Here is a 20,834-nt window from a genome sequence, read left to right as displayed (position 1 = left end):
GGGTTCGCGCACAGATTCAACGAATTGGCCGGTTTTCCAACCCCAATTCGCAAAAATATCGTTGCGACCAAATGTGCAGATATCAAAGCGACACCCTAACAAATCATGGCGGTTTACCCGGCGACCATCTTGCCGCCCGCTGCACAATCGCGTTACAGGGCCGCGAAACAGGTGAATGAAAATGAAGCGCGCATTCTACGCACTGATCTGCCTGACTTTCGCCGTCCTAGCGCAGCAGAGCATGGCACAGTCCCTCACGGTCACGACGGTGACCCGCCCCCCGTTTTCTTATGTCGAAGACGGTGCGGAAACCGGCTTTTCAATGGATCTTCTCGCCGCGCTGGCAGAGGCGCTGAACTGGGACTATTCCATCAATCGGGTCGATTCATTCTCAGATATGCTGGAGGCCGTTCAGAACGGGTCCGCCGATCTTGCGGTCGCCAATATCTCGATAACCGCGCTGCGGGAAACGCAAATGGACTTCAGCCAGCCGATCTTTGAGGCGGGCCTACAGATCATGGTGCCATCGGAAGCCGCGCGCCAGCCTTCGCTGCTGCATGCGCTGCTCTCAAAAGAGCTTTTTATCGCCATCGGCCTGGCCTTCGCTATTCTGTTGGGCGGCGGCATGCTGATGTGGAGCTTTGAACGTAGTGCTCAACCCTATTTCGATCGCAAGCTGAATGAGGCTTGGTTTCCCTCGTTCTGGTGGGCGCTAAACCTTGTCGTGAACGGCGGGTTCGAAGAGAGGATGCCGCGCACGCCGTTCGGCCGGCTTCTGGGTGTCGTTCTGGTTGTTTCGTCACTGTTCATCGTGTCCGTTTTCACGGCCCGCATCACCTCGGTCATGACCGTGGATGCGATCACAGGCAGCGTGAATTCGGTGAATGACCTTTATGGCAAAAGTGTCGGGACAATCACAGACTCGACCACGGCAAGTTTTCTGAACCGGCGTGATATTGAATTCACCGGCTATCCCGGGCTGGAGCAGATGCTGGATGCGTTCCAGTCCAAACAACTGGATGCCGTCGTATTCGACGCGCCAATCCTGTCCTACTATGCGGCCCATGAAGGCCGGCGAACGGCGTCGATGACAGGCGGCGTCTTCCTGCGCGAGAACTATGGCATCGCTTTCCCGACCGGGTCGCCTCTGGTCGAGGATGTCAACCAGGCCCTGCTGTCATTGCGCGAAGACGGAACCTATGACGAAATCTATCGCAAGTGGTTCGGTATGCGGAACTAGGCCTGCGCCTCGTCTCCGAAGAACGGTGTCATCTGCGCGACGATCACGGCGTTTTCATCCAGCGCGCGCTGCATCAGGGCACGTTCGTCAGGTTCGATGTCATGTCCCTGCGCCTCACGCTCGGCCAGGGTCCCATAGCCGGTGACATCCAAAGGCGCGGTGTCGGCCTGTTTCAGAATAGCCACCGTCTCGCGCACGGCCTCGGCTTCGTCAACGCCGCTGGCATAACAGATCAGTGCCGCCCCGGTCGCACCGTCCGGCAACCCGTCGCCATCCTTCCGGCCGATCTGGACCAGAAGGGTATAGACTTGCTGACGTGAGGGCTTGTTTCGCTTTTCCATGGGCCCTGCATTACGCGCGGTGTTTTGAAGGGTCAACTGCTTCCATCGATCCTGGCTTTGAGCATGGGATCTTCCGCAGCCACTCGCCCCGCCCATAGGCCCTGAGGACTTGCAGGAATGCGACTCAGCGAAGCCCTTTTCCCGTTTTCGCCCAAAAATTGAGCAGCGCTTCTTCTCCATTCCTCAAGTTGAATCGGGCACATTTTTGCCACATTCGAATCGCGATTCTAGCCATTTTCTGCTGAACTTGCCGCGTTTTCCGCCTTTCACAACGATGAAGACAAGCCATCTCTACGCTGGTGCCACTGCGAAAGTCATTTTTTACAGGAGAATTAAAATGAGTGTTCTGTCCAAGTTAATGATGACAACTGCAAGTGTGATTGTGCTTTCCGGAGTACCTGCTGTCACCGTGCTGTCTTTTGTGACGCCAAGTGCAGCTTACGCCCAAGACGGCGGCGGTGAAAGCGAAGGCGGTAGCGATAGCGAGAGCGGTGGCGACAACGAAGGCGGCGGCGATAACGAAAGCGGCGGCGACAACGAAGGCGGCGGCGACAACGAAAGCGGCGGCGATAACGAAGGCGGCGGCGACAACGAAAGCGGCGGCGATAACGAAAGCGGCGGCGATAACGAAGGCGGCGGCGACAACGAAGGCGGCGGCGATAACGAAAGCGGCGGCGATAACGAAGGCGGCGGCGATAACGAGAGTGGTGGAGAAAACGAAGGCGGCGGCGACAACGAAAGCGAAGGCGGCGGCGACAACGAAAGCGAAGGCACGGAAACCAACGCAGGAAGCTCAGAAGTTGACGCTATGCAGGGTGAAAATCGCTGATCCACACAGAGCGTTCGTCCGAGCCTGGACACAATCTCAGGACCGGCTCTGACCAAGGTTCGGTCACATACGCGTAACACCCCAAAAACTGGAAAGGCCGGAGCGGTTCAGCTCCGGCCTTTCTGTACAACCGGGGCGATCAGTCCCGCAGCAATTCGTTGATGCCGGTTTTCGACCGGGTCTTTTCATCCACCCGCTTCACGATCACCGCGCAATACAGGCTGATGTTGTTCTTTGACGGCATCGAACCCGCAACGACCACGGAATAGGGCGGGACTTCGCCATATGTCACTTCGCCGGTTTCCCGATCCACGATCTTGGTAGATTTGCCGATGAAAACGCCCATACCCAGAACCGAGCCTTCGCGGACGATGCAGCCCTCGACCACCTCGGAGCGCGCGCCGATAAAGCAGTTGTCCTCGATGATGGTCGGGCCGGCCTGCATCGGTTCCAGCACGCCGCCGATACCTACGCCGCCCGACAGGTGGACGTTTTTGCCGATCTGCGCGCATGAGCCGACGGTCGCCCAGGTGTCGACCATGGTGCCTTCATCCACATAGGCACCAAGGTTGACGAAGGATGGCATCAGCACCACGCCCGGCGCGATATAGGCCGACTTGCGCACAACGCAGTTGGGAACCGCACGGAATCCAGCCGAGCGCCATTGATCTTCACCCCAACCTGCGAACTTGCTGTCCACCTTGTCCCACCAACCGCCGTCCTGCGGACCGCCAGTCTGAATTTCCATGTCCTTGATGCGAAAGCCCAGCAGAACCGCCTTTTTGGCCCACTGGTTCACGTGCCAGTCGCCGTTTTCCAGCTTTTCGGCAACACGCAGCGACCCACTGTCCAGCGCGTCCAGCGTGTCTTCGATCGCTTCGCGTTGTTCACCTGCCGTGGCGGGTGTGATCGTGTCGCGTGCCTCCCAGGCGGCTTCGATGGCGGCTTCCAGTTGCGCGTTGGACATGGGGCGTCTCCCTACAGAATCTGTTCATGTTGGTTTGGCCTATACGCAAGCCGGGCCAATGGCGCAATGCGACGAACACGGGCCGTTTTGCGTCTGAAAGGCCCGCAATCAGCTGGCGCGGCGTATATGTCGGGTCAGAATACCTTTTGCCGTGCTCAGGTCCTTCCGCCTGAGCGCCTGAACAAGTGCGGCGTGATCCTTGTCAGTTTGTTGCACCCATTTCGACCGCCAGTGCGCAAACAAGTGGCGTGCGCTTGCGATATGCAGATCGTCGATGGTGTGCAACAGACGGGGCAGCCCGCAAGGTGTCAGGATGGCGCGATGGAATGCTCTGTTCAACGCTTCCCATTGGGGCATCGTCTGCGCCTCGTCACAGGCGATGCGTGCGCGATCGATCTTGTCCAATGCGACCGGAGACATGTTCTGAACCGATTGCTGCAACGCCAGTGTTTCCAACGCCACGCGCATTTCGATGACCTCTCGCACCTCTGCCGGGTCCAGCGCCGTGACCCGCATGCCCCGGCGTGGCTCGTGCCGGGCCAATCCATGCGCCTCAAGCCGCAACAGGGCTTCACGCACCGGAACATGGCTGGTGTCAAAGGTGCGGGCAATATGATCCTGCCGCAGCTTTTCCCCGGCGCTCAGCTCTCCGGTGATGATTTGCTGGCTGAGGTTCTGGTAAATCGTGTCCGAGATCGTAGCGGTCATAAATTATAGATAAAATCTGCGACAGCTATCCTCAACCAGATAATTCACCCCGCAAGCGGGTCCGGCGCGATATTCGCGCCGCACACCAGAACGGCCACGCGCTCGCCTGGTTCGGGCCGATACACGCCCGAGGTTAAGGCTGCCAACGCTGTGGCGCCCGCCGGCTCCACCAGAATACGATGCGCCTGCCACAGCATCTTCTGCGCCGCCGCGATCGCATCATCCGACACCAGGACCGACGTCATCCCCTGTGCCAGGTCGAAACAGATCTGCCCGATCCGGCGCGCGCCCAGCGCGTTTGCCGCGATCCCGGATACGGAAACATCCACCGGTTCACCGGCCTGCAACGCTGCATTCAATGCGCAAGAGGTCTTGGGTTCGACCGCCACGACCTTGCGCGCTCCGTCAAACCAGGCCAACGCCCCGGCGATCAGCCCACCCCCGCCGACAGCGACCAGAACCGTATCTGCCTGTAGCCCCTGCGCATCCCATTCCGCAAAGCAGGTCCCCTGCCCCGCCACGGTAGCCGGCGCATCATAGGCGTGAATCTGCATCGCTCCGGTTTCCGCTTCATGCGCCTGCGCCTGTGTCAGCGCATTGGCGTATTCGCCGGGCACAACGCTCAGATCCGCTCCGGTTTGCCGGATCAATGCAATCTTGGATGGCCCCGCCAGTTCGGGCACGAAAATCTTGGCCGGATATCCAAGCGCCTGCGCCGCAAAGGCCGCCGCTGCACCATGATTGCCGCCGGATGCAGCCACGACACCTGCATCGGGTACGTCGAGGCTCAGCAACGTATTGAACGCACCGCGCGCCTTGAAACTGCCGGTGTGCTGCATGTGCTCCAGCTTCAGTTCAATGGGATGGCCCGGAATTCGGCTTTCGATCACCGGCGTCACCTGCGTATGTCCGGCGATACGATCCCGCGCCGCTGATATTTCGCTCTTCCAATTCATTCTTGTCTTTCCGTGACTGGCACTCTGCCCGCGAACCCTATAGCTGTTTGGAAAACACGCAAGCAGGGATCGATCACCCATGAGAGAAGACCGCCACAATCCGTTTCGCGATGCGCAGACAGATCGCTCGACCGCGAGCGAAGTGCCGGACACGCCGCAAACGCGATCGTCCGCCTATCGCCTTGCCTTTGCCGATGACGAATTCCTGTGCCGGGACGAGCTGCGCCCGGTGCGTCTGCAACTGGAATTGTTGAAACCCGAGATGATCATGAGCGAACGCGAGATCACCTCGACCATAGTGATGTTCGGCGGCGCGCGCATCCCTGAACCATCGCAGAAACACACCGCACGAACGGAAACGCTGGCTGGTCTGTCGGCCTATTACGACGAGGCGCGCGAGTTCGCGCGGCTGATGACCGTGAAATCGAACGAGACCGGCTGCCGTGAAAACGTGATCGTCACGGGCGGCGGCCCCGGTGTGATGGAGGCAGGCAACCGTGGGGCACAGGACGCGGGCGGATGTTCTATCGGGCTGAATATCGTTCTGCCGCACGAACAGGCCCCGAACCTTTATGTGACGCCGGATCTCAGCTTCAACTTCCATTATTTCGCCATCCGCAAGATGCACTTCCTGATGCGCGCCCGCGCGATCACGATTTTCCCCGGCGGTTTCGGAACCATGGACGAGCTGTTCGAATCCCTGACCCTGATTCAGACCGGCCGGATGGACCGCGTGCCCTTCCTGCTGTTTGGTCGCGAATTCTGGGAAAAGGTCATCAACTGGAAAGCGCTGGCCGATGCCGGAACCATCTCGGACGAGGATCTTGATCTGTTCCGCTTTGTGGACACGGCGCAGGAGGCGGTCGAGATCATCGAAAACTGGGAGCCCGCCCCGCCCCGCGACGAAATTCCGGGGCGCTGAACCATGGCACCCAAGACCGGAGAGATGCTGCATCTGCGTGGAAATGCCCTGAGCAAGGGCGAACCCGTAGCGCTGCCACTGACCCAAAGCAGCATGTACCACCTGCCGGGCACCCCGGACGGGCGGGCGAGTTACGGTCGGGTGGACAACCCGACCTGGGTGCATCTGGAGCATGTTCTGTCGCATTTGGAAGACGCGCCCTGCCTCAGCTTTCCCTCGGGCATGGCGGCGATTTCCGCGGCACTGTTTGCCACCGTAAAGGCCGGATCACGCCTGCTGATCCCCTCCGACGGCTACTACGTGACGCGCCTTTTGGCCGATCGTTTCCTGTCGCGGCTGGGTGTGATCGTTGAAGAACGCCCCACCATCGCCTTTGCCGAAGGCGGTTTTGACGGGTTCGATGTTGTCTTTGCTGAAAGCCCCTCGAATCCGGGGTTGGACATGATCGATCTGACCGAGGTGGCGGATCGGGTGCGCGCTGCCGGGGGCATAACCATTGCCGACAATACGACGATGACTCCGCTGGGTCAGCGTCCTCTTGATCTGGGCATCGACGTGGTCGTCTCGTCCGATACCAAGGCGATGGGCGGGCATTCCGACATGCTGATGGGCCATGTGGCCAGCCGCAACGGCGACATCATGGAACGGGTCGGGGAATGGCGGAAAGTCTCTGGCTCCATACCGGGGCCACATGAAGCATGGCTGCTGCATCGCGGCCTTGAAACGCTGGACGTTCGGTTCGACCGGATGTGCAGCTCGGCCGAAGTATTGGCCGAACGCCTGGCGGCACATCCCGCAGTGAAACAGGTGCGCTATCCCGGGCTGGCCGATGACCCGTCGCATAAACTGGCGCAAGAACAGACCACACGTTTCGGCTTTCTTCTGTCGCTGACGCTGAACAGCGAAGACCAGGCCGAAGCCTTCATCAACAATTGCCCGCTTCTGCGCCCGGCCACGTCATTCGGAGGCGTCCACAGCTCGGCCGAGCGGCGCGCGCGCTGGGGCGACGACGTTGATCCGGCCTTTATCCGCCTGTCCGTCGGGTGCGAACCCGTGGAAGAATTGTGGCACGCTATCGAAGCCAGCCTGAACGCTGTGTGATTACTTTTTGGGCTCACGCAGTTCTTTGAACACGTAGATCGGCAGCACCACGCTGGCGATCAACGCCCCCAGCCAGACCAGCAATGTTGCCGCAAGCAGGTTCGAAACCCCGCCAACGGTCAGCCCGGCAGCAATCAGGTCGGTCACGAAAAGGCCCACGAAGGTCACGATCAGGGCGATCCCACCCTTCAGGGCGGGCGCTTTCTTTTCGCCCAGTTTCAGGATCAGGGGTTCAGCGACAACTTGTACGACGGTGAAGACTATCACCACCACGATGAACGAGATCGGCTTGATCGCAAATCCCGACAATATCAGCGCGGCAAGCAACAACCCAATGGCATTCCCGGCCAGCAGGGCCAGGGCGGATTTTATTCTGCGTGACATGCGGCGGTCTCCGTCATTCGACAATTATAAATATGCAGATACTATCAGGTCTGCGGGATTTTACGAAACAATTCAATCGCCTCTTTCGTTTTACCCGTTGAAATCTCATGGTAGAACACCTTCATCCTGATCAGACCCGTCCTTGACCTGAGAGAGTGATATGAGCGACGACCCCTACACCGTTCTTGGTGTCTCGAAGGACGCCAGTACAGCCGAGATCAAAAAAGCCTACCGGCGTATCGCCAAGGATTGCCATCCGGATCTGAAACCGGGCGATGACGCGGCTGAGGCCAAGTTCAAGGCCGCCGCGGCTGCTTATGATCTGTTGAAAGATCCTGAAACACGTGCGCGTTTTGACAACGGGGAAATAGACGCCTCGGGTCAGGAGCGCCCGCAACAGCAGTATTACCGGGACTATGCCGAGGCCGCTGGAAACCCCTATCGCGGGCGTCAGGCCGATCCCGACGACATGTCAGACGTCTTCGCCGAGTTCATGCGTGGTCGCGGCGGTTTTGGGGGCCAGCGCGGCCACCAGTTTCACGCACCGGGTCACAATCTGAACTACTCGCTTCAAATCAGCTTCCTGGACTCCGTGTTCGGCGCCAGTCAGAAATTGACCTTGCCGGATGGAGACCGGATCGAGGTCAAAATCCCGGCCGGGATCACCGACGGCCAGACCATCCGGTTGCGCGGCAAAGGCGCGCCGGGATATGGCGATGGCCCTCCGGGTGACGCACTGGTGACGGTTTCGGTCGCCAAGCACCCGGTTTTTGAACGTCAGGGCGACGACATCCATATCACGCTGCCGATCACAATCGACGAGGCCATTCTGGGCGGAAAAGTCCCAGCCCCCACAATAGACGGCGGTGTGAATGTCAACGTACCAGCGGGCACCAGCAGCGGCAAAACGCTTCGGTTGCGCGGCAAAGGCGTGAAAAAGCGCGGCTCGTCCGCCCGTGGTGATCAGCTGATTGAGCTGACCATTGCGACACCGGACAAGATCGATGATGAACTGAAGCAGTTCATGGAAACCTGGCGTCAAAAGCACCGCTATGATCCGCGTAAAGGAATGCAGCTATGACCCTTACCGAAAAGGAACTGATCGAAACGGTCACCCGCCTGACCTCGGACCGCCTGACCGAATACCTGGCGGCGGAAATCGTGATTCCGGAACAGTCGGATCAAGGGCTGGTTTATCAAAATATCGACGTCGCCCGTCTGGAACTGGCCTGCGAGTTGCACGAACAGTACGACATGGAGGCAGATGCGCTGTCGATGATGATCTCACTGATCGACCAGATGCATGGGCTGCGGGCCGAACTGCGCGAAGTTCTGAACGCGATCGAGACGCAACCCGAGCCTGTGCGACAGCAACTGGTCAAGGTCATCGGTACAGCGCGATTCCGTCGCAGATAACGGGGTTTTGGACTCGAAACATTTGGATTAGAAGGCCGGCTTGATCCTTTTACAAGTGGCGCCATGACCCAGTCCAGATCCGAATTGCTGATGCCTGCGGGCAATCTGCGCAAGCTGAAACTCGCTGTCCTTTACGGGGCGGATGCGGTGTATCTGGGCACGCCCGATATGTCGCTGCGCACGAAATCCGAGTTTTCGCTGGAAGAGGTGATCGAGGGCGTCGAGTTCTGCCACAGCCATGGCCGGCGCGCCTATCTGACGCTGAACCTGTTCTCGCACAACAAGGACATCCCGAAGCTGGACGAATATATCGACACGGTCCGCAAAGTGCAGCCAGACGGGTTGATCATCGCCGACCCCGGCGTGTTCCAGTACGTGCGGGACCGCGCGCCGGAACTGCCGCTGCATATCTCGACCCAGGCCAATATCTGTTCGTGGCTGTCGGTGAAGTTCTGGCAGGATCAGGGCGCGGAACTGGTGGTTCTGGCACGCGAGGTTTCCTACCCCGAACTGGTGGAGATCCGCGAAAAATGCCCCGACATCAAGCTCGAGGCCTTCGTCCACGGGGCCATGTGCATGACCTATTCGGGCCGTTGCCTGCTGTCGAACTTCATGGCGGAACGCGGCGCGAACCAGGGCAACTGCGCCAATTCCTGCCGCTGGAACTATGCGCTGAAACTGCGCCTGAAGGATGGCACCCATCAGGAGTTGCGCATTACCAAGGAAAACGCCGACCTGTTCGAATTCCTGCTGGAAGAAGGCTGCCGCCCCGGTGATCTGATGCCGATCGAGGAAGACGACCGCGGTTCCTACATCCTCAATTCGCGCGATCTGTGCATCATGCCCAAGCTGGACGAATACCTGAAGATCGGGGTCGACAGCCTCAAGGTCGAGGGGCGCGGCAAGTCGGAATACTACGCCGCCATCGTCGCACGCGCCTATCGCATGGCCATCGACGATTACTATGCCGACCCCCAGAACTGGGACCCGAAACCCTATATGCGCGAGTTGGAGACCGTGGGAAACCGCGGCTATACGCTGGCCTTCCACGAAGGGCGTCTGACCAACTACGCCCATGATTACGAGCACACGGCGTCCATCGCGCAGTGGGAATATGCCGGGATCGTCACCGAAGTGACCGAGGATGCCTTTCTGGTCGAGGTAAAGAACAAGCTGGAACCGGGCGATGTGCTGGATTTCGTCTCGCCCATCTCGCGCGAGACGGTTCTGCTGCGGGTCTATGATTTCGAACGCGCATCCGATGGTGCGCAGATGGACGTGGTGCATGGCAGCACCAAAACAGTGATCCGCCTGCCCTTCACCCTGTTCGACCACGAGGATATCGACGATCTGCGCGCCCGGTTCCCCGCCTATTCCGTTCTGCGCAAGGAGCGCGCCCTGACCAACGAACACTGGAGCCGCATCCGCTTTGACAAGCTGGTGCAGGGTTTGGAAACCTCGGGCCGTGACAACCCTGGCGCCTACGCCCGCCGTCGCAACGCCCTGGTTGAAAAGATCGGCGAAGACGGCACCGAACGCCGTTTCAAAACCAACCGCATCGGCACCGAGGGTTGCTGTGGCAAAGGTTGCAACGGCTGCTTGATTTTCTGGCAGGACGACAAATACGCGCTGGCCCGTGAAGTTCTGTCAAAGCGCAAGCAGGGCGAACAACTCAGCCGCCGCGAGGCGACGGAACTGAAGCTGCCGGGCGCGCAACAAGCCTGAGCCGGCTCAGTCGCGTGTTCGATACTCTTCCGGCACGTAAAACGTATAGTCCCGATCTGCCACCTGTTCGTGGCAGACATGGCAATAGGCCACGGCACCGGCGCGGTCGCCCATAGTGTCCCCAAAGACCGAGCCGTCCGGCAAGACCATGATGTAACGCCAATCCGCCGTGTCCGGGCTGGCATCTTCTGCCAGTTTCTCCATTACGAACATGGCACCGGGATGCACGTGACCTTCATCCGTCACGGTCATGCTGTCCTTGGCAAGAACCGACCCCATGGGAAGTTCTTCACCTTCCTGCAATGTCGCGTAGTTATGCGCCATGCGATTGGCATAGCTGTTCACATACCTTTGCCCGTGGGTTGCCGAAATATAGGGCGCATCGTTGAAAAGCGGCCAGCTTTGGTAGTTGAGGATCAGGTCCAGTTGCGCCACGGCGTAGCCACGCGCCATGCGGCGATTGAGGGATCGGTAGTGTTCCAAAGCCTCTTGTTTGCTCAACTCGGCAGGGTTTTCGATTGCTATATGAGCGTCCTGGCCGTCAGCAAAGGCCAAGCCTGAACCCGAGACGATAGCAAGCGCAGCGGCACCAAAACGGATGATCGAAAAAGAACTTGCATTCATAATCGTGGCCCACCTGAAATTCAGTTCACCTGAGCGCTTTCTGCACCACTTGGAACAGTCTAGCGGAATCGCAAAAACTCGCCATCTCTGACCCGGACACCTCACCGGCTTGTGCATCGAATTGAAGAGGCAAATTCAGCGACGGGCACAGCAAATATAGCAAATTGTGCATGTGGTTTCAGCATCTGAAACATTAAGTTTGAACAAAACAATTGTGGCGTGCAGTCAGAGCCAAAAAAACACTTAAGGCGCGATCTGATCAAGCCTGGCCCAGATGGACTAAACCCTATCGGCTCAGACCTGTTTCGGCCTCGATTTGTTTGCGTGATTTGCGCGCCCGTTCGGTGGCCGACTTCAACTGACCGCAAGCCGCCATGATGTCCTCACCGCGTGTCTTGCGGATGGGCGAGGCATAGCCGGCCTGATAGATGATGTTGGCGAAGGCGCGGATGCGGTTGTTCGAGCTGCGCTTGTACGGTGCGCCGGGCCATTCGTTGAACGGGATCAGGTTGATCTTGGCCGGAATGTTGTGTCGCTTGATGTGATCGATCAGACGATGCGCATCTTCGTCACTGTCATTCACACCATCCAGCATCACATATTCAAACGTGATCCGTTCGGAATTCGAAGCATTGGGATAGCTGGCCAAAGCTGTCAGCAGTTCCTCGATATTCCAACGTTTGTTGATGGGCACAAGAACGTCGCGGGTTTCATCGGTCGTGGCGTGGAACGAGATCGCCAGCAGGCACCCGATTTCCTCGGCCGTGCGCGCGATCTCAGGCACCACGCCCGAGGTCGACAGGGTAATCCGCCGACGCGACAGAGAAATGCCCTCGGGGTCCATGGCGATTTTCATTGCGTCGCGCACGTTTTCGAAATTGTAAAGCGGCTCGCCCATGCCCATCAGAACGATGTTCGACAGCAGGCGGGTTTCGTCCTTGGGTGCGCCGGGGGTTGGCCATTCTTCAAGATCGTCGCGCGCCATCATGATCTGGCCGACGATTTCTGCTGATGTCAGGTTTCGTACAAGTTTTTGGGTTCCGGTGTGACAGAACGAACAGGTCAGCGTACAGCCCACCTGAGACGAGATGCACAGGGTTCCGCGATCTTCTTCGGGGATATAGACCACCTCGACCTCATGCCCGCCGGCGATGCGGCACAGATACTTGCGGGTACCATCCTCGGACACCTGACGCGTCACCACTTCGGGGATTTCTATCACGAAATGCTCGGCCAGTTGTGCGCGATAGGCTTTGGCGAGATTGGTCATCTGGGCAAAATCGCGCACACCCCATTGATAGATCCATTGCCAGATCTGGCCGGTGCGCATCTTGGCCTGTTTCTCGGGCGTGCCGTGTTCAATCAAGGTGTCGCGCAACCTGTCGCGCGTAAGGCCGACAAGGTTGATCTTCCCGTCGGGCAATTTGCGCGGGATGGTCATGACGTCTTGGGTGATCGGCGCTTTGGGCGACATTGGCGTATCTCAAAGGAATCGGGCTTGGGATGCGCCTCTATATAGGAACCTGCGCAAAGATCAAAAGGTTTCCTAAGCCGGCAGGCCCGGCACGATGCACATGCCGGGCCTTTTTGATCAGTTTACCGGCGGCGGTGTGTAGCAATCACTGGCGTCCAGGGTCTGAACCGGATCTTCCGGGCCACATTGCTCGCCCGATATCGGATAGGAATCAGCGTTCTTCTCGCAAGCGCTCAGCACGGCGACGGATGCGGCAAGAACCAGAGTGATCCAAGTTTTCTGTTTCATCACGATGTCCTCTATAGGTGGCTGAACGACTTAGTTCACATTGCCGAGTGCGAAACTTTGATACGGATCAAAACTGGCAGATGACCAAACGTCAAAAGCCCCGCTACGAGGCGGGGCCTTTTCAACACTCGACGCGACAAGATCAGTTGGTGCAGCGCTTCTCAGCGTCTTCAATCGCTGCGGTAAAGCCCAGCAGCGAGAAGGTGTCTTTCGTCTGCGTCCCGCGCTCGGACCGGGCGGTCAGTACCGCCTCGGTTCCGCGCTTCAGGGCGGTGATGATCTTTGCATCATCCGCATCCGATGCGGCCCAGGCCCATTCGCCTTCTGTGAACAGTTCGAACTCGGTCCCGTCCACATTCAGGTTCACCGTCGAACCCGCGGCAAACGGGTAACCGCCAGTAAAGGTCAATTGGCCTTTCACCTCGGCATTCGGACGATAGAACACAAACAGAAGGATATCGCTGCGCCGTACGGAAACCACACGTCCTCCGCGGGTGTTTACGGTTTCCTTGGGTGCCGAGACGCTCCAGCATTCGGTGGGATCGTCTTCGACAAAAACGCTCCAATCCGTTTTTGCAGCAACGCGGTTGGTGCTTGTCGCCTGTTGGGCGATTGCAGATGTTGCTGCGATGCCTGCCACACACAGGCCCGCTATTGTGCGAACGAGCATTGATCCCATTTGTCCAGCCTCCTAGCTCGACCCTTACCTCATACCCATCGGACACGTCTGCGAACCCTGCCGGTTCGTCTATTCGTTTGCGTCTTCCGATGATTGCCGACATACACACACTAACGCAGATTTCGCCACAGGCGAAAGGGCGATTGGCAGAATTTTGCGCATAAATTTCGGAGGTCCAGATGACGCAGCCCGTACCCATGACAGAACTTTGGCGCGGCCCTCTGCTGGAAAGTCTGCATCTGGGTCATGCGGTTATTTGCGATGACACGGGCCAGATCGTGCGCAGTTGGGGTGACCCGCAATCCGTCATATACCCGCGGTCATCGGCCAAGATGATTCAAGCGCTTCCGTTGGTCACATCGGGGGCGGCGGCGAAATACGGGCTGACCAGCGAACACCTCGCGTTGGCCTGCGCCTCGCATAACGGGGCGGCGATCCATACAGATCGCGTGACGGCGTGGCTGGACCATCTGGGGTTGAACGAGCACGATCTGCGGTGCGGCCCACAGGAGCCCGCCGACACCGCCGCGCGCGACCGGCTGATTTTGGCGGACGACACGCCTTGCCAGATTCACAACAACTGTTCCGGCAAGCATTGCGGCTTTCTGACTCTGGCACAGCATATGGGCGCCGGGCCGGAATACCTTGAAATTGATCATCCGGTGCAACAAGCCTGCCTGTCCGCCGTCGAAGAAACAACGGGCGAGACCAGCCCGGCATACGGCATCGATGGCTGCTCCGCCCCGAATTTCGCCACATCTCTTTTCGGTTTGGCACGTTCGATGGCTTGGTTTGCTTCAGCCGCAGACCGGTCCGACCGTTCCAGCGATGCAGCGATGCAGCTGGTGGCCGCGATGGTGAAACACCCGGAACTTGTTGCCGGTGAGACCCGGGCATGCACCGAACTGATGCGCGCGATGAACGGACGTGTGGCCATCAAAACCGGGGCCGAGGCCGTGTTCGTGGCCATCATCCCGGAAAAACGCATGGGCGTTGCGCTGAAGATCACCGATGGCACCACCCGCGCCAGTGAATGCGCGATTGCCGCGATACTGGTAAGCCTTGGCGTGCTGGAGGCCGATCACCCGGCCACCCGCAAATTCATGAACGCCACGCAATACAGCCGTCGCGGGCTGGAATGCGGCGTGATCAAACCTGCGACGGGTTTCCCCGACTAAGGTCCTCACATCTCGATTTCGTGGATTTCGGCCACTTCGACCGAGCCTGTGCCGTTGATGACCATCGGACAGCCTTTGGCCATCTCGGTCGCAGCGTCGATATTATCAGCTTTGATCACCGTGAAGCCCGAGGCCGGGTTTGCGCCGCCGTTATCGACCACTCCGTTGTTGCTGACGGTGTAAGACTGCCCCACCGGGTTTCCGGGGATGTCGAGGGCCTCGCCCATATCCTGAAACCAGGCGCCCCAGGCCGCCATGGTCGCCTCGATCTCGGCGGGGTCGGTCGGGGTGTGACCCCCGTGATAGACAAACAGAAACTTGGGCATATCGCTCCTCCGTGACAAAAAACCTAAGTGCAAAGTGCTTCGAGTTTGCGCAGCGAAGACGTCCAACCCTGAGTGTGGTTCGCAGCTGCTTCGGCATCGGCCAGTTCTCGGTGGTCCAGCACAAGGCGGGCACCGTTTTCGGTTGCGGCAACGGAAAGGGTCACGTGGCTTTCGGCACCGCGTTGATCCTGATCGTCATGCCAACCCCATGTAAAACCCACTGATTTAGGCGGGTCGACATGCGTCACGTGGCCCGAGACCTTGTATTGCTGGCCCTCGCCATTCTCCATCACCGAATACCAAGGACCGGTGCGCGAGAAATCCAGGTTGTGGTCCGGCACGTGCATCCCTTCGGGCCCCCACCACTGAAGCAATCTGGTGCCGTCACTGATCCATGCAAACAGTTCTTCGGGGCTGACGGGGAATTCCCGTTCCAGTTTCAGGTCGGCCATGAATTCTCCCTTTCGATTATTTCACTCAGACGATCCAGGCTGCCTTCCCAGAATTGCCGCTTGGAAATCGTCCAGTCGGCAATCGCCCGCAATCCTTCGGATCGGATGGAATACATGCGCTGGGTTCCTTGCACGCGCTGCTGCACCAACCCGGCCTCGCGCAACACCTTGAGGTGGCGCGAAATCGCGGCGCCGGACATGCCGCGCCCTTCGATCAGATCACCGGCAGGCAGTTCGCCCTGCTCCATCAGTTGCTCGACAATCGAGAACCGGGTGGCATCGGACAAAGCGGAAAACGTGGTCAGAAGTGTGTTCATACCCCTTATTTAACACAAATGTTAAATAAAAGATAGCCCTGATCAGCCGCCTGCGAAATCGGCGCGGCTATAGCCTTGCAGGTAAAGCAGCGCCGTCAGGTCGCCGTGATTCACCCGCACATCACATTGTGCGGCCACCGACGGCTTGGCATGAAGGGCAACCCCGGTCCCAGCCCGGCCAAGCATTCCAAGGTCATTGGCCCCGTCACCCACGGCGATCACGTCACTTTCCGACAGGCCTCGACGCGTTGAAATCTGCGCCAGCGCTTCGACCTTGGCCTGACGCCCCAGAATAGGACGCGCGACGTCTCCGGTCAGCTTGCCATCTTCCGCCAGCAAAGTGTTGGCGCGGTTTTCATCGAACCCCAAAAGCTCTGCCACCCGGGCGGTAAAGGCCGTAAAGCCACCGGATACCAATGCTGTATAGGCCCCGTTGGCCCGCATCGTCGCCAGCAATTCCCTGCCTCCGGGCATCAGGGTGATCCGTTCCCGCAGAACTTTGCCGATGACGCTTTCATCCAGATGCTTCAGCAAACCGACCCGCTCGATCAGGGCGCCTTCGAAATCAAGCTCTCCGTTCATGGCGCGGGCCGTTATGTCCTTGACCCGGTCGCCGACGCCGGCCTCATCCGCCAGTTCGTCGATACATTCCTGCTGGATCATCGTGCTGTCCATATCGGCCAGCAGCATCTGTTTGCGCCGTCCTTGCGCAGGTTGCACGATCAGGTCCACCCCCATCCCTTGCAGGTCTGCCCAAACGTCCCAGCGATTGTCGGGGATGGCGTTCAACTCGAACTCTGCCGCCTCATCCGGGTTGAGCCAGAGGATGTTCCCGCCACCCCACGCATTGCGCAATGACTCCGGCAATGCGCTGTCCAGCGAAGGCGCTGCCGGATTGGTCAGCAAAGTGGCGACATACATCTTCAATCTCCAAATTTCTTGGCCGGGCGAGATGATCTAGGGGGTCAACTGCAAACGGCCTTGATCGGTCAATTCCCAGCAGGTCTGCCCTTCGAACACCGCGACACCCACCGGCCGCCCATATCCGGCACCTGTGTCCAGATTGACGCGATTTCCATAATGCGTTGCCTGATCCACCGGAGTATGCCCATGCACGATCAGCTTGGGATGCGGGCCCGGATGGGCATGGAAATCCTGCCTGATCCAGACCAGGTCGTTGTCCCGCTGCGCGTTGAGCGGCACGCCCGGGCGAATGCCTGCGTGAACAAAGGCAAGCTGGGGCGTCTGATGCATCAGAACCAGATCTCGCAAAAAGGTCAGGTGCGATTTCGGCACCGCCGCCTGCGCCATCTGATGCAGATCTTCCAGACGAATCTGGCCTTCGAATTCCACCCCATAACTGCGCAGGGTCTCGACCCCACCCAGCCTTTCATGCAGCCAATGGTACCCGACAAGCAAATGCGGATCGTGACGCGGCGTATCCTCCATGAACCAGGCGAACATGCGATCATGGTTGCCCAGCAGAGTGATCCAGTTCAGGCCCGCATCGCGCCCGGCAATCAGACGCTCGATCAGCCCGCGGCTGTCCGGGCCGCGATCCACGTAGTCACCCAGAAACACGATCTGGGCGTCCGGGCCGCCATCGCCCCGGATCAGAGACAGCGCGCGTTCCAGCTCGGCCACCTGCCCGTGCAGATCACCAACAACGTAGACTGGCTGTGTCATAGATCCTCCGACGGTAAGGTTCAGCTCGCTTGTGCCGCAGATTGCAGCCCGAGAAAACAAAGGACCCGGGCCTTCGGTCAACCGGGTCCTGAACTGTTTCTCAAACTCAACAGGCCACGTCAGGTGACATCAAATTCCAGCGGCTTGATCTGCGTGAACAGACCCGTTTCCGCCAGCCTGGCGCGTGCCTCAGCCGGAACGGGTTCGTCGACATAAAGCAACGCAATCGCTTCTCCGCCAGCCTCGGATCGACCAAGGGTAAAGTTCGCGATGTTGACGTTGTTTTCGCCCATGGTCTGCCCCAAAGCACCGATGATGCCCGGCACGTCTTCGTTGGTGGTGTAGAGCATATGGGCACCGACCTCGGCGTCGATATTGATGCCCTTGATCTGGATGAACCGCGGCTTGCCGTCGCTGAACACGGTGCCACCGATGGAACGCTCGCGCTTGTCGGTCACAACGGTGACTTTGATATAGCCTTCGAAGGCACCCGATTTGTCCTGATTGGTGGTCGAGATCTTGATCCCACGTTCCTTGGCGACAACCGGGGCCGACACCATGTTCACCTCGGGGTTGAACTTCTTCATGATCCCGGCGACCACCGAGCAGTTCAACGCCGCCAGATTCATTTCAGCGGCCACACCGTCATACAGGATATTGATTGCCTTGACCGGCTCATCCGTCATCTGGCCGATGAAGCTGCCCAGATGGCCGGCCAGCTTGATCCACGGCCCCATCACCTTGGCTTCTTCCGCCGTCACACTGGGCATGTTCAAAGCGTTCTCGACCGCGCCTGTCAGCAGATAATTCGAGATCTGCTCGGCCACTTGCAGCGCCACATTCTCCTGCGCTTCGGTCGTTGCCGCACCAAGATGCGGCGTGCAGACCACGTTGGGCAGGTTGAACAGGGGGTTGTCCTTGGCGGGTTCTTCACTGAACACGTCAAACGCGGCGCCCGCAACGTGACCGGATTGCAGCGCCTCGGCCAAGGCATCCTCATCGACCAGACCGCCCCGAGCGCAGTTGATGATGCGCACGCCCTTCTTGGTCTTGGCAAGGTTCTCACGGCTCAGAATATTGCGGGTCTGATCCGTCAGCGGCACGTGCAGGGTGATGAAGTCGGCGCGGGACAGCAACTCGTCCAACTCAACCTTTTCCACGCCCATCTTGGCGGCTTTCTCTTCGCCCAGATAGGGATCATAGGCGATGACTTTCATCTTCAGGCCAAGCGCGCGCTCGCACACGATGCCACCGATGTTCCCCGCACCAATGACGCCGAGTGTCTTGTTCGTCAGCTCGATCCCCATGAACTTGGACTTTTCCCACTTGCCCGCATGGGTCGAAGTCGAGGCCTCGGGAATCTGTCGCGCCACGGCAAACATCATCGCAATGGCGTGTTCGGCAGTGGTGATCATGTTGCCGAATGGCGTGTTCATCACGATCACACCTTTTTTCGACGCCGCTTCCTTGTCGATATTGTCAGTGCCAATTCCGGCGCGGCCGATCACCTTCAGCTTGTCGGCTCTTTCCAGAATGGTCGGCGTGACCTTGGTGGCCGAGCGGATGGCAAGACCGTCATACTGGCCGATCACCTCGGCCAACTTGTCCTTGTCCTTGCCCAGATCGGGCATGAAATCCACGTCGATGCCGCGATCACGGAAGATCTGAACGGCGGTTTCGCTGAGTTTGTCGGAAACGAGTACTTTGGGAGCCATGTTTGTGGTCCTTGAATGTATTGAGAGGTCCGGGCCGATGCGGCCCGGTAAAGATGGGATGCGATCAGGCGGCTTCTGTCTGCGCCGCGATTTCGGCCTCGAAGGCCCAGGCCAGCCAAGGCAGCATCGCTTCGATGTCCGAGGTCTCGACCGTACCGCCGCACCAGATCCGCAAGCCCGCAGGCGCGTCGCGATAGGCACCTACGTCCAGCGCGACATTCTCGGATTCCAGCCGTTTGGCCACGGCCTTGGCAAAGCTTGCGCCGTCCTGAATTCGGGCATCGGTGAATTTCAGACAGACGGATGTGTTCGACCGCGTCGCAGCGTCTTCGGCCAGGTTTTCGATCCAGTCGTTCCGGTCGCAGAAGGCATGCACGGCATCGGCATTGGCGTTCGCGCGGGCAATAAGGCCCTTCAGACCGCCCACCGAACGGGCCCAATCCAGTGCAAACAGATAATCCTCAACCGCCAGCATCGACGGCGTGTTGATCGTCGCCCCCGTGAAGATGCCTTCGATCAGCTTGCCACCCTTGGTCAGGCGGAAGATCTTGGGCAGCGGCCATGCAGGGGTGTAGCTCTCCAGACGTTCAACGGCGCGCGGCGACAGGATCAGCATCCCATGCGCGGCCTCACCGCCCAGAACCTTCTGCCAGCTGAAGGTGGTCACATCCAGCTTGTCCCAGGGCAAGTCCATCGCAAAGGCGGCCGAGGTTGCGTCGCAGATCGTCAGACCCTGACGATCATCGGCGATCCAGTCGCCATTCGGTACGCGCACGCCCGAAGTCGTGCCATTCCAGGTAAATACGACGTCATTGGCGAAATCGACCGATGCCAGATCCACGATCTGTCCGTAATCGGCGGTCTTCACCTCGGCGTCGATCTTAAGCTGCTTGACCACATCGGTCACCCAACCGGACCCAAAGCTTTCCCACGCCAGCATCTCGACCTTGCGTTCGCCCAATAGCGACCAAAGAGCCATCTCAACCGCGCCCGTGTCCGAGGCGGGAACAATGCCGATCCTGTAATCTGCCGGGATGCCAAGCACCTCGCGCGTACCTTCGATGGCCGCTTTTAGCTTGTCCTTGCCAACGGCGGCACGGTGCGAGCGTCCCAAGGCGGCATCGGCCAGTTTGGTCAGATCAAATGTGGGGGGTTTGGCGCAAGGGCCCGAGGAAAAACGCGGATTGGCCGGCCGCGTCGCCGGTTTTTGAGTACTCATCTGTATTACCCTTCCAGATACACGCCCCTCGTTGGGGAGGGGTGTCCCACGCACAGAGCTATGAGCCCTTCGCACGCGCAGCAAGCGAAAAAGACGCTTCACTGGGTAAAAACGACATCCCAAAAGGGCTCAAATCAGAACATGAGTTTCCGATTGGCGAAAAACCCCGCGGAAACTCGGCGGGGTTTTTTGATGTTATTCCGCGGCGTCTGCGTATGCGTCCATTGGGGGGCATGTGCAGACGAGGTTTCTGTCGCCATATGCGTTGTCGACGCGGTTGACGGGGG

The 20,834-nt window shown here is 59.1% G+C and carries 24 protein-coding genes; 8 read left to right on the top strand and 16 right to left on the bottom strand.

Annotated features, from left to right (window positions below; translation table 11 throughout):
• Positions 1-181: 181 nt before the first annotated feature.
• Positions 182-1,240, top strand: coding sequence for a transporter substrate-binding domain-containing protein (locus ACR0A2_RS19285; protein WP_480836710.1), 1,059 nt, complete (start codon positions 182-184; stop codon positions 1,238-1,240).
• On the opposite strand, the gene ACR0A2_RS19280 is transcribed toward ACR0A2_RS19285, so the two are convergent.
• Positions 1,237-1,581 (bottom strand): hypothetical protein, encoded by a 345-nt coding sequence (locus ACR0A2_RS19280; RefSeq protein ID WP_224858852.1) that lies wholly within the window; start codon positions 1,579-1,581, stop codon positions 1,237-1,239. The genes ACR0A2_RS19285 and ACR0A2_RS19280 overlap by 4 nt on opposite strands.
• A gap of 109 nt (positions 1,582-1,690) precedes the next feature.
• Here ACR0A2_RS19280 and ACR0A2_RS19275 point away from each other — a divergent pair, with 109 nt between their 5' ends.
• On the top strand, positions 1,691-2,410 hold the full coding sequence (locus ACR0A2_RS19275; protein ID WP_480836708.1) for a hypothetical protein: 720 nt from the start codon (positions 1,691-1,693) through the stop codon (positions 2,408-2,410).
• A gap of 139 nt (positions 2,411-2,549) precedes the next feature.
• On the opposite strand, the gene dapD is transcribed toward ACR0A2_RS19275, so the two are convergent.
• The 3 genes from dapD to ACR0A2_RS19260 all read right to left on the bottom strand — a co-directional run bounded on the left by dapD (position 2,550) and on the right by ACR0A2_RS19260 (position 5,041).
• On the bottom strand, positions 2,550-3,377 hold the full coding sequence (gene dapD / locus ACR0A2_RS19270) for a 2,3,4,5-tetrahydropyridine-2,6-dicarboxylate N-succinyltransferase (protein WP_171230556.1): 828 nt from the start codon (positions 3,375-3,377) through the stop codon (positions 2,550-2,552).
• Between the two features lie 108 nt (positions 3,378-3,485).
• Positions 3,486-4,085, bottom strand: a complete 600-nt coding sequence (locus ACR0A2_RS19265; RefSeq protein WP_171119956.1) for a GntR family transcriptional regulator — start codon at positions 4,083-4,085, stop codon at positions 3,486-3,488.
• A gap of 44 nt (positions 4,086-4,129) precedes the next feature.
• Entirely contained in the window at positions 4,130-5,041 is a 912-nt protein-coding gene (locus tag ACR0A2_RS19260) for a threonine/serine dehydratase (RefSeq protein WP_480836706.1), read from the bottom strand.
• A gap of 79 nt (positions 5,042-5,120) precedes the next feature.
• Here ACR0A2_RS19260 and ACR0A2_RS19255 point away from each other — a divergent pair, with 79 nt between their 5' ends.
• Both ACR0A2_RS19255 and ACR0A2_RS19250 read left to right on the top strand, forming a co-directional pair.
• Positions 5,121-5,963, top strand: coding sequence for an LOG family protein (locus ACR0A2_RS19255; protein WP_152459318.1), 843 nt, complete (start codon positions 5,121-5,123; stop codon positions 5,961-5,963).
• A 3-nt stretch (positions 5,964-5,966) separates the two neighbouring features.
• A complete protein-coding gene (locus ACR0A2_RS19250; protein WP_480836703.1) occupies positions 5,967-7,064 on the top strand; it encodes a cystathionine gamma-lyase in 1,098 nt (365 codons plus the stop codon).
• Here the strand turns inward: ACR0A2_RS19250 and ACR0A2_RS19245 are convergent, their stop codons facing one another.
• Positions 7,065-7,448 carry a hypothetical protein gene (locus ACR0A2_RS19245; protein WP_152459320.1) on the bottom strand — a complete coding sequence of 128 codons (384 nt, stop codon included), beginning with the start codon at positions 7,446-7,448 and terminating at the stop codon, positions 7,065-7,067.
• Between the two features lie 160 nt (positions 7,449-7,608).
• Between ACR0A2_RS19245 and ACR0A2_RS19240 the strand changes: the two genes are divergently transcribed.
• The 3 genes from ACR0A2_RS19240 to ACR0A2_RS19230 all read left to right on the top strand — a co-directional run bounded on the left by ACR0A2_RS19240 (position 7,609) and on the right by ACR0A2_RS19230 (position 10,589).
• Positions 7,609-8,529, top strand: coding sequence for a DnaJ C-terminal domain-containing protein (locus tag ACR0A2_RS19240; protein ID WP_480836701.1), 921 nt, complete (start codon positions 7,609-7,611; stop codon positions 8,527-8,529).
• Positions 8,526-8,864: a hypothetical protein gene (locus ACR0A2_RS19235; RefSeq protein ID WP_480836699.1), complete on the top strand. Its 339-nt coding sequence runs from the start codon at positions 8,526-8,528 to the stop codon at positions 8,862-8,864. The genes ACR0A2_RS19240 and ACR0A2_RS19235 overlap by 4 nt, the downstream gene beginning before the upstream one ends.
• Before the next feature lie 63 nt (positions 8,865-8,927).
• The gene (locus tag ACR0A2_RS19230; protein WP_480836697.1) at positions 8,928-10,589 is read left to right on the top strand and encodes a U32 family peptidase; all 1,662 of its coding nucleotides are present in this window, start codon (positions 8,928-8,930) and stop codon (positions 10,587-10,589) included.
• A 6-nt stretch (positions 10,590-10,595) separates the two neighbouring features.
• Here ACR0A2_RS19230 and ACR0A2_RS19225 read toward each other — a convergent pair whose 3' ends face one another.
• From ACR0A2_RS19225 to ACR0A2_RS19210, 4 genes are all read right to left on the bottom strand, one after another.
• The gene (locus ACR0A2_RS19225) at positions 10,596-11,213 is read right to left on the bottom strand and encodes a cytochrome P460 family protein (protein ID WP_171119961.1); all 618 of its coding nucleotides are present in this window, start codon (positions 11,211-11,213) and stop codon (positions 10,596-10,598) included.
• 286 nt (positions 11,214-11,499) lie between these two features.
• Positions 11,500-12,687, bottom strand: a complete 1,188-nt coding sequence (rlmN, locus tag ACR0A2_RS19220) for a dual-specificity RNA methyltransferase RlmN (protein WP_171205236.1) — start codon at positions 12,685-12,687, stop codon at positions 11,500-11,502.
• A 117-nt stretch (positions 12,688-12,804) separates the two neighbouring features.
• Positions 12,805-12,975: a hypothetical protein gene (locus ACR0A2_RS19215; protein ID WP_171119963.1), complete on the bottom strand. Its 171-nt coding sequence runs from the start codon at positions 12,973-12,975 to the stop codon at positions 12,805-12,807.
• Between the two features lie 142 nt (positions 12,976-13,117).
• The gene (locus ACR0A2_RS19210) at positions 13,118-13,654 is read right to left on the bottom strand and encodes an invasion associated locus B family protein (RefSeq protein ID WP_171119964.1); all 537 of its coding nucleotides are present in this window, start codon (positions 13,652-13,654) and stop codon (positions 13,118-13,120) included.
• Positions 13,655-13,833: 179 nt separating this feature from the next.
• Here ACR0A2_RS19210 and ACR0A2_RS19205 point away from each other — a divergent pair, with 179 nt between their 5' ends.
• Entirely contained in the window at positions 13,834-14,832 is a 999-nt protein-coding gene (locus tag ACR0A2_RS19205; RefSeq protein WP_171172345.1) for an asparaginase, read from the top strand.
• Between the two features lie 5 nt (positions 14,833-14,837).
• Here ACR0A2_RS19205 and ACR0A2_RS19200 read toward each other — a convergent pair whose 3' ends face one another.
• From ACR0A2_RS19200 to ACR0A2_RS19170, 7 genes are all read right to left on the bottom strand, one after another.
• Positions 14,838-15,158 (bottom strand): YciI family protein, encoded by a 321-nt coding sequence (locus tag ACR0A2_RS19200; RefSeq protein ID WP_480836694.1) that lies wholly within the window; start codon positions 15,156-15,158, stop codon positions 14,838-14,840.
• A 23-nt stretch (positions 15,159-15,181) separates the two neighbouring features.
• Positions 15,182-15,610 (bottom strand): SRPBCC family protein, encoded by a 429-nt coding sequence (locus tag ACR0A2_RS19195; protein WP_171230546.1) that lies wholly within the window; start codon positions 15,608-15,610, stop codon positions 15,182-15,184.
• Positions 15,598-15,927, bottom strand: a complete 330-nt coding sequence (locus ACR0A2_RS19190) for an ArsR/SmtB family transcription factor (protein ID WP_152459330.1) — start codon at positions 15,925-15,927, stop codon at positions 15,598-15,600. The genes ACR0A2_RS19195 and ACR0A2_RS19190 overlap by 13 nt, the downstream gene beginning before the upstream one ends.
• Before the next feature lie 42 nt (positions 15,928-15,969).
• Positions 15,970-16,848, bottom strand: a complete 879-nt coding sequence (gene serB / locus ACR0A2_RS19185) for a phosphoserine phosphatase SerB (RefSeq protein ID WP_480836691.1) — start codon at positions 16,846-16,848, stop codon at positions 15,970-15,972.
• A 36-nt stretch (positions 16,849-16,884) separates the two neighbouring features.
• The gene (locus ACR0A2_RS19180) at positions 16,885-17,613 is read right to left on the bottom strand and encodes a metallophosphoesterase family protein (protein WP_480836689.1); all 729 of its coding nucleotides are present in this window, start codon (positions 17,611-17,613) and stop codon (positions 16,885-16,887) included.
• 119 nt (positions 17,614-17,732) lie between these two features.
• Positions 17,733-19,328, bottom strand: coding sequence for a phosphoglycerate dehydrogenase (gene serA / locus ACR0A2_RS19175; RefSeq protein WP_480836687.1), 1,596 nt, complete (start codon positions 19,326-19,328; stop codon positions 17,733-17,735).
• Between the two features lie 64 nt (positions 19,329-19,392).
• On the bottom strand, positions 19,393-20,547 hold the full coding sequence (locus ACR0A2_RS19170) for a phosphoserine transaminase (protein ID WP_480836685.1): 1,155 nt from the start codon (positions 20,545-20,547) through the stop codon (positions 19,393-19,395).
• Between the last annotated feature and the right edge of the window lie 287 nt (positions 20,548-20,834).

The sequence above is a fragment of the Ruegeria sp. H8 genome, from assembly GCF_056532905.1.
Note: the sequence above shows the minus strand (reverse complement) of the source record. Positions and strands in the feature narration are given on the sequence as shown.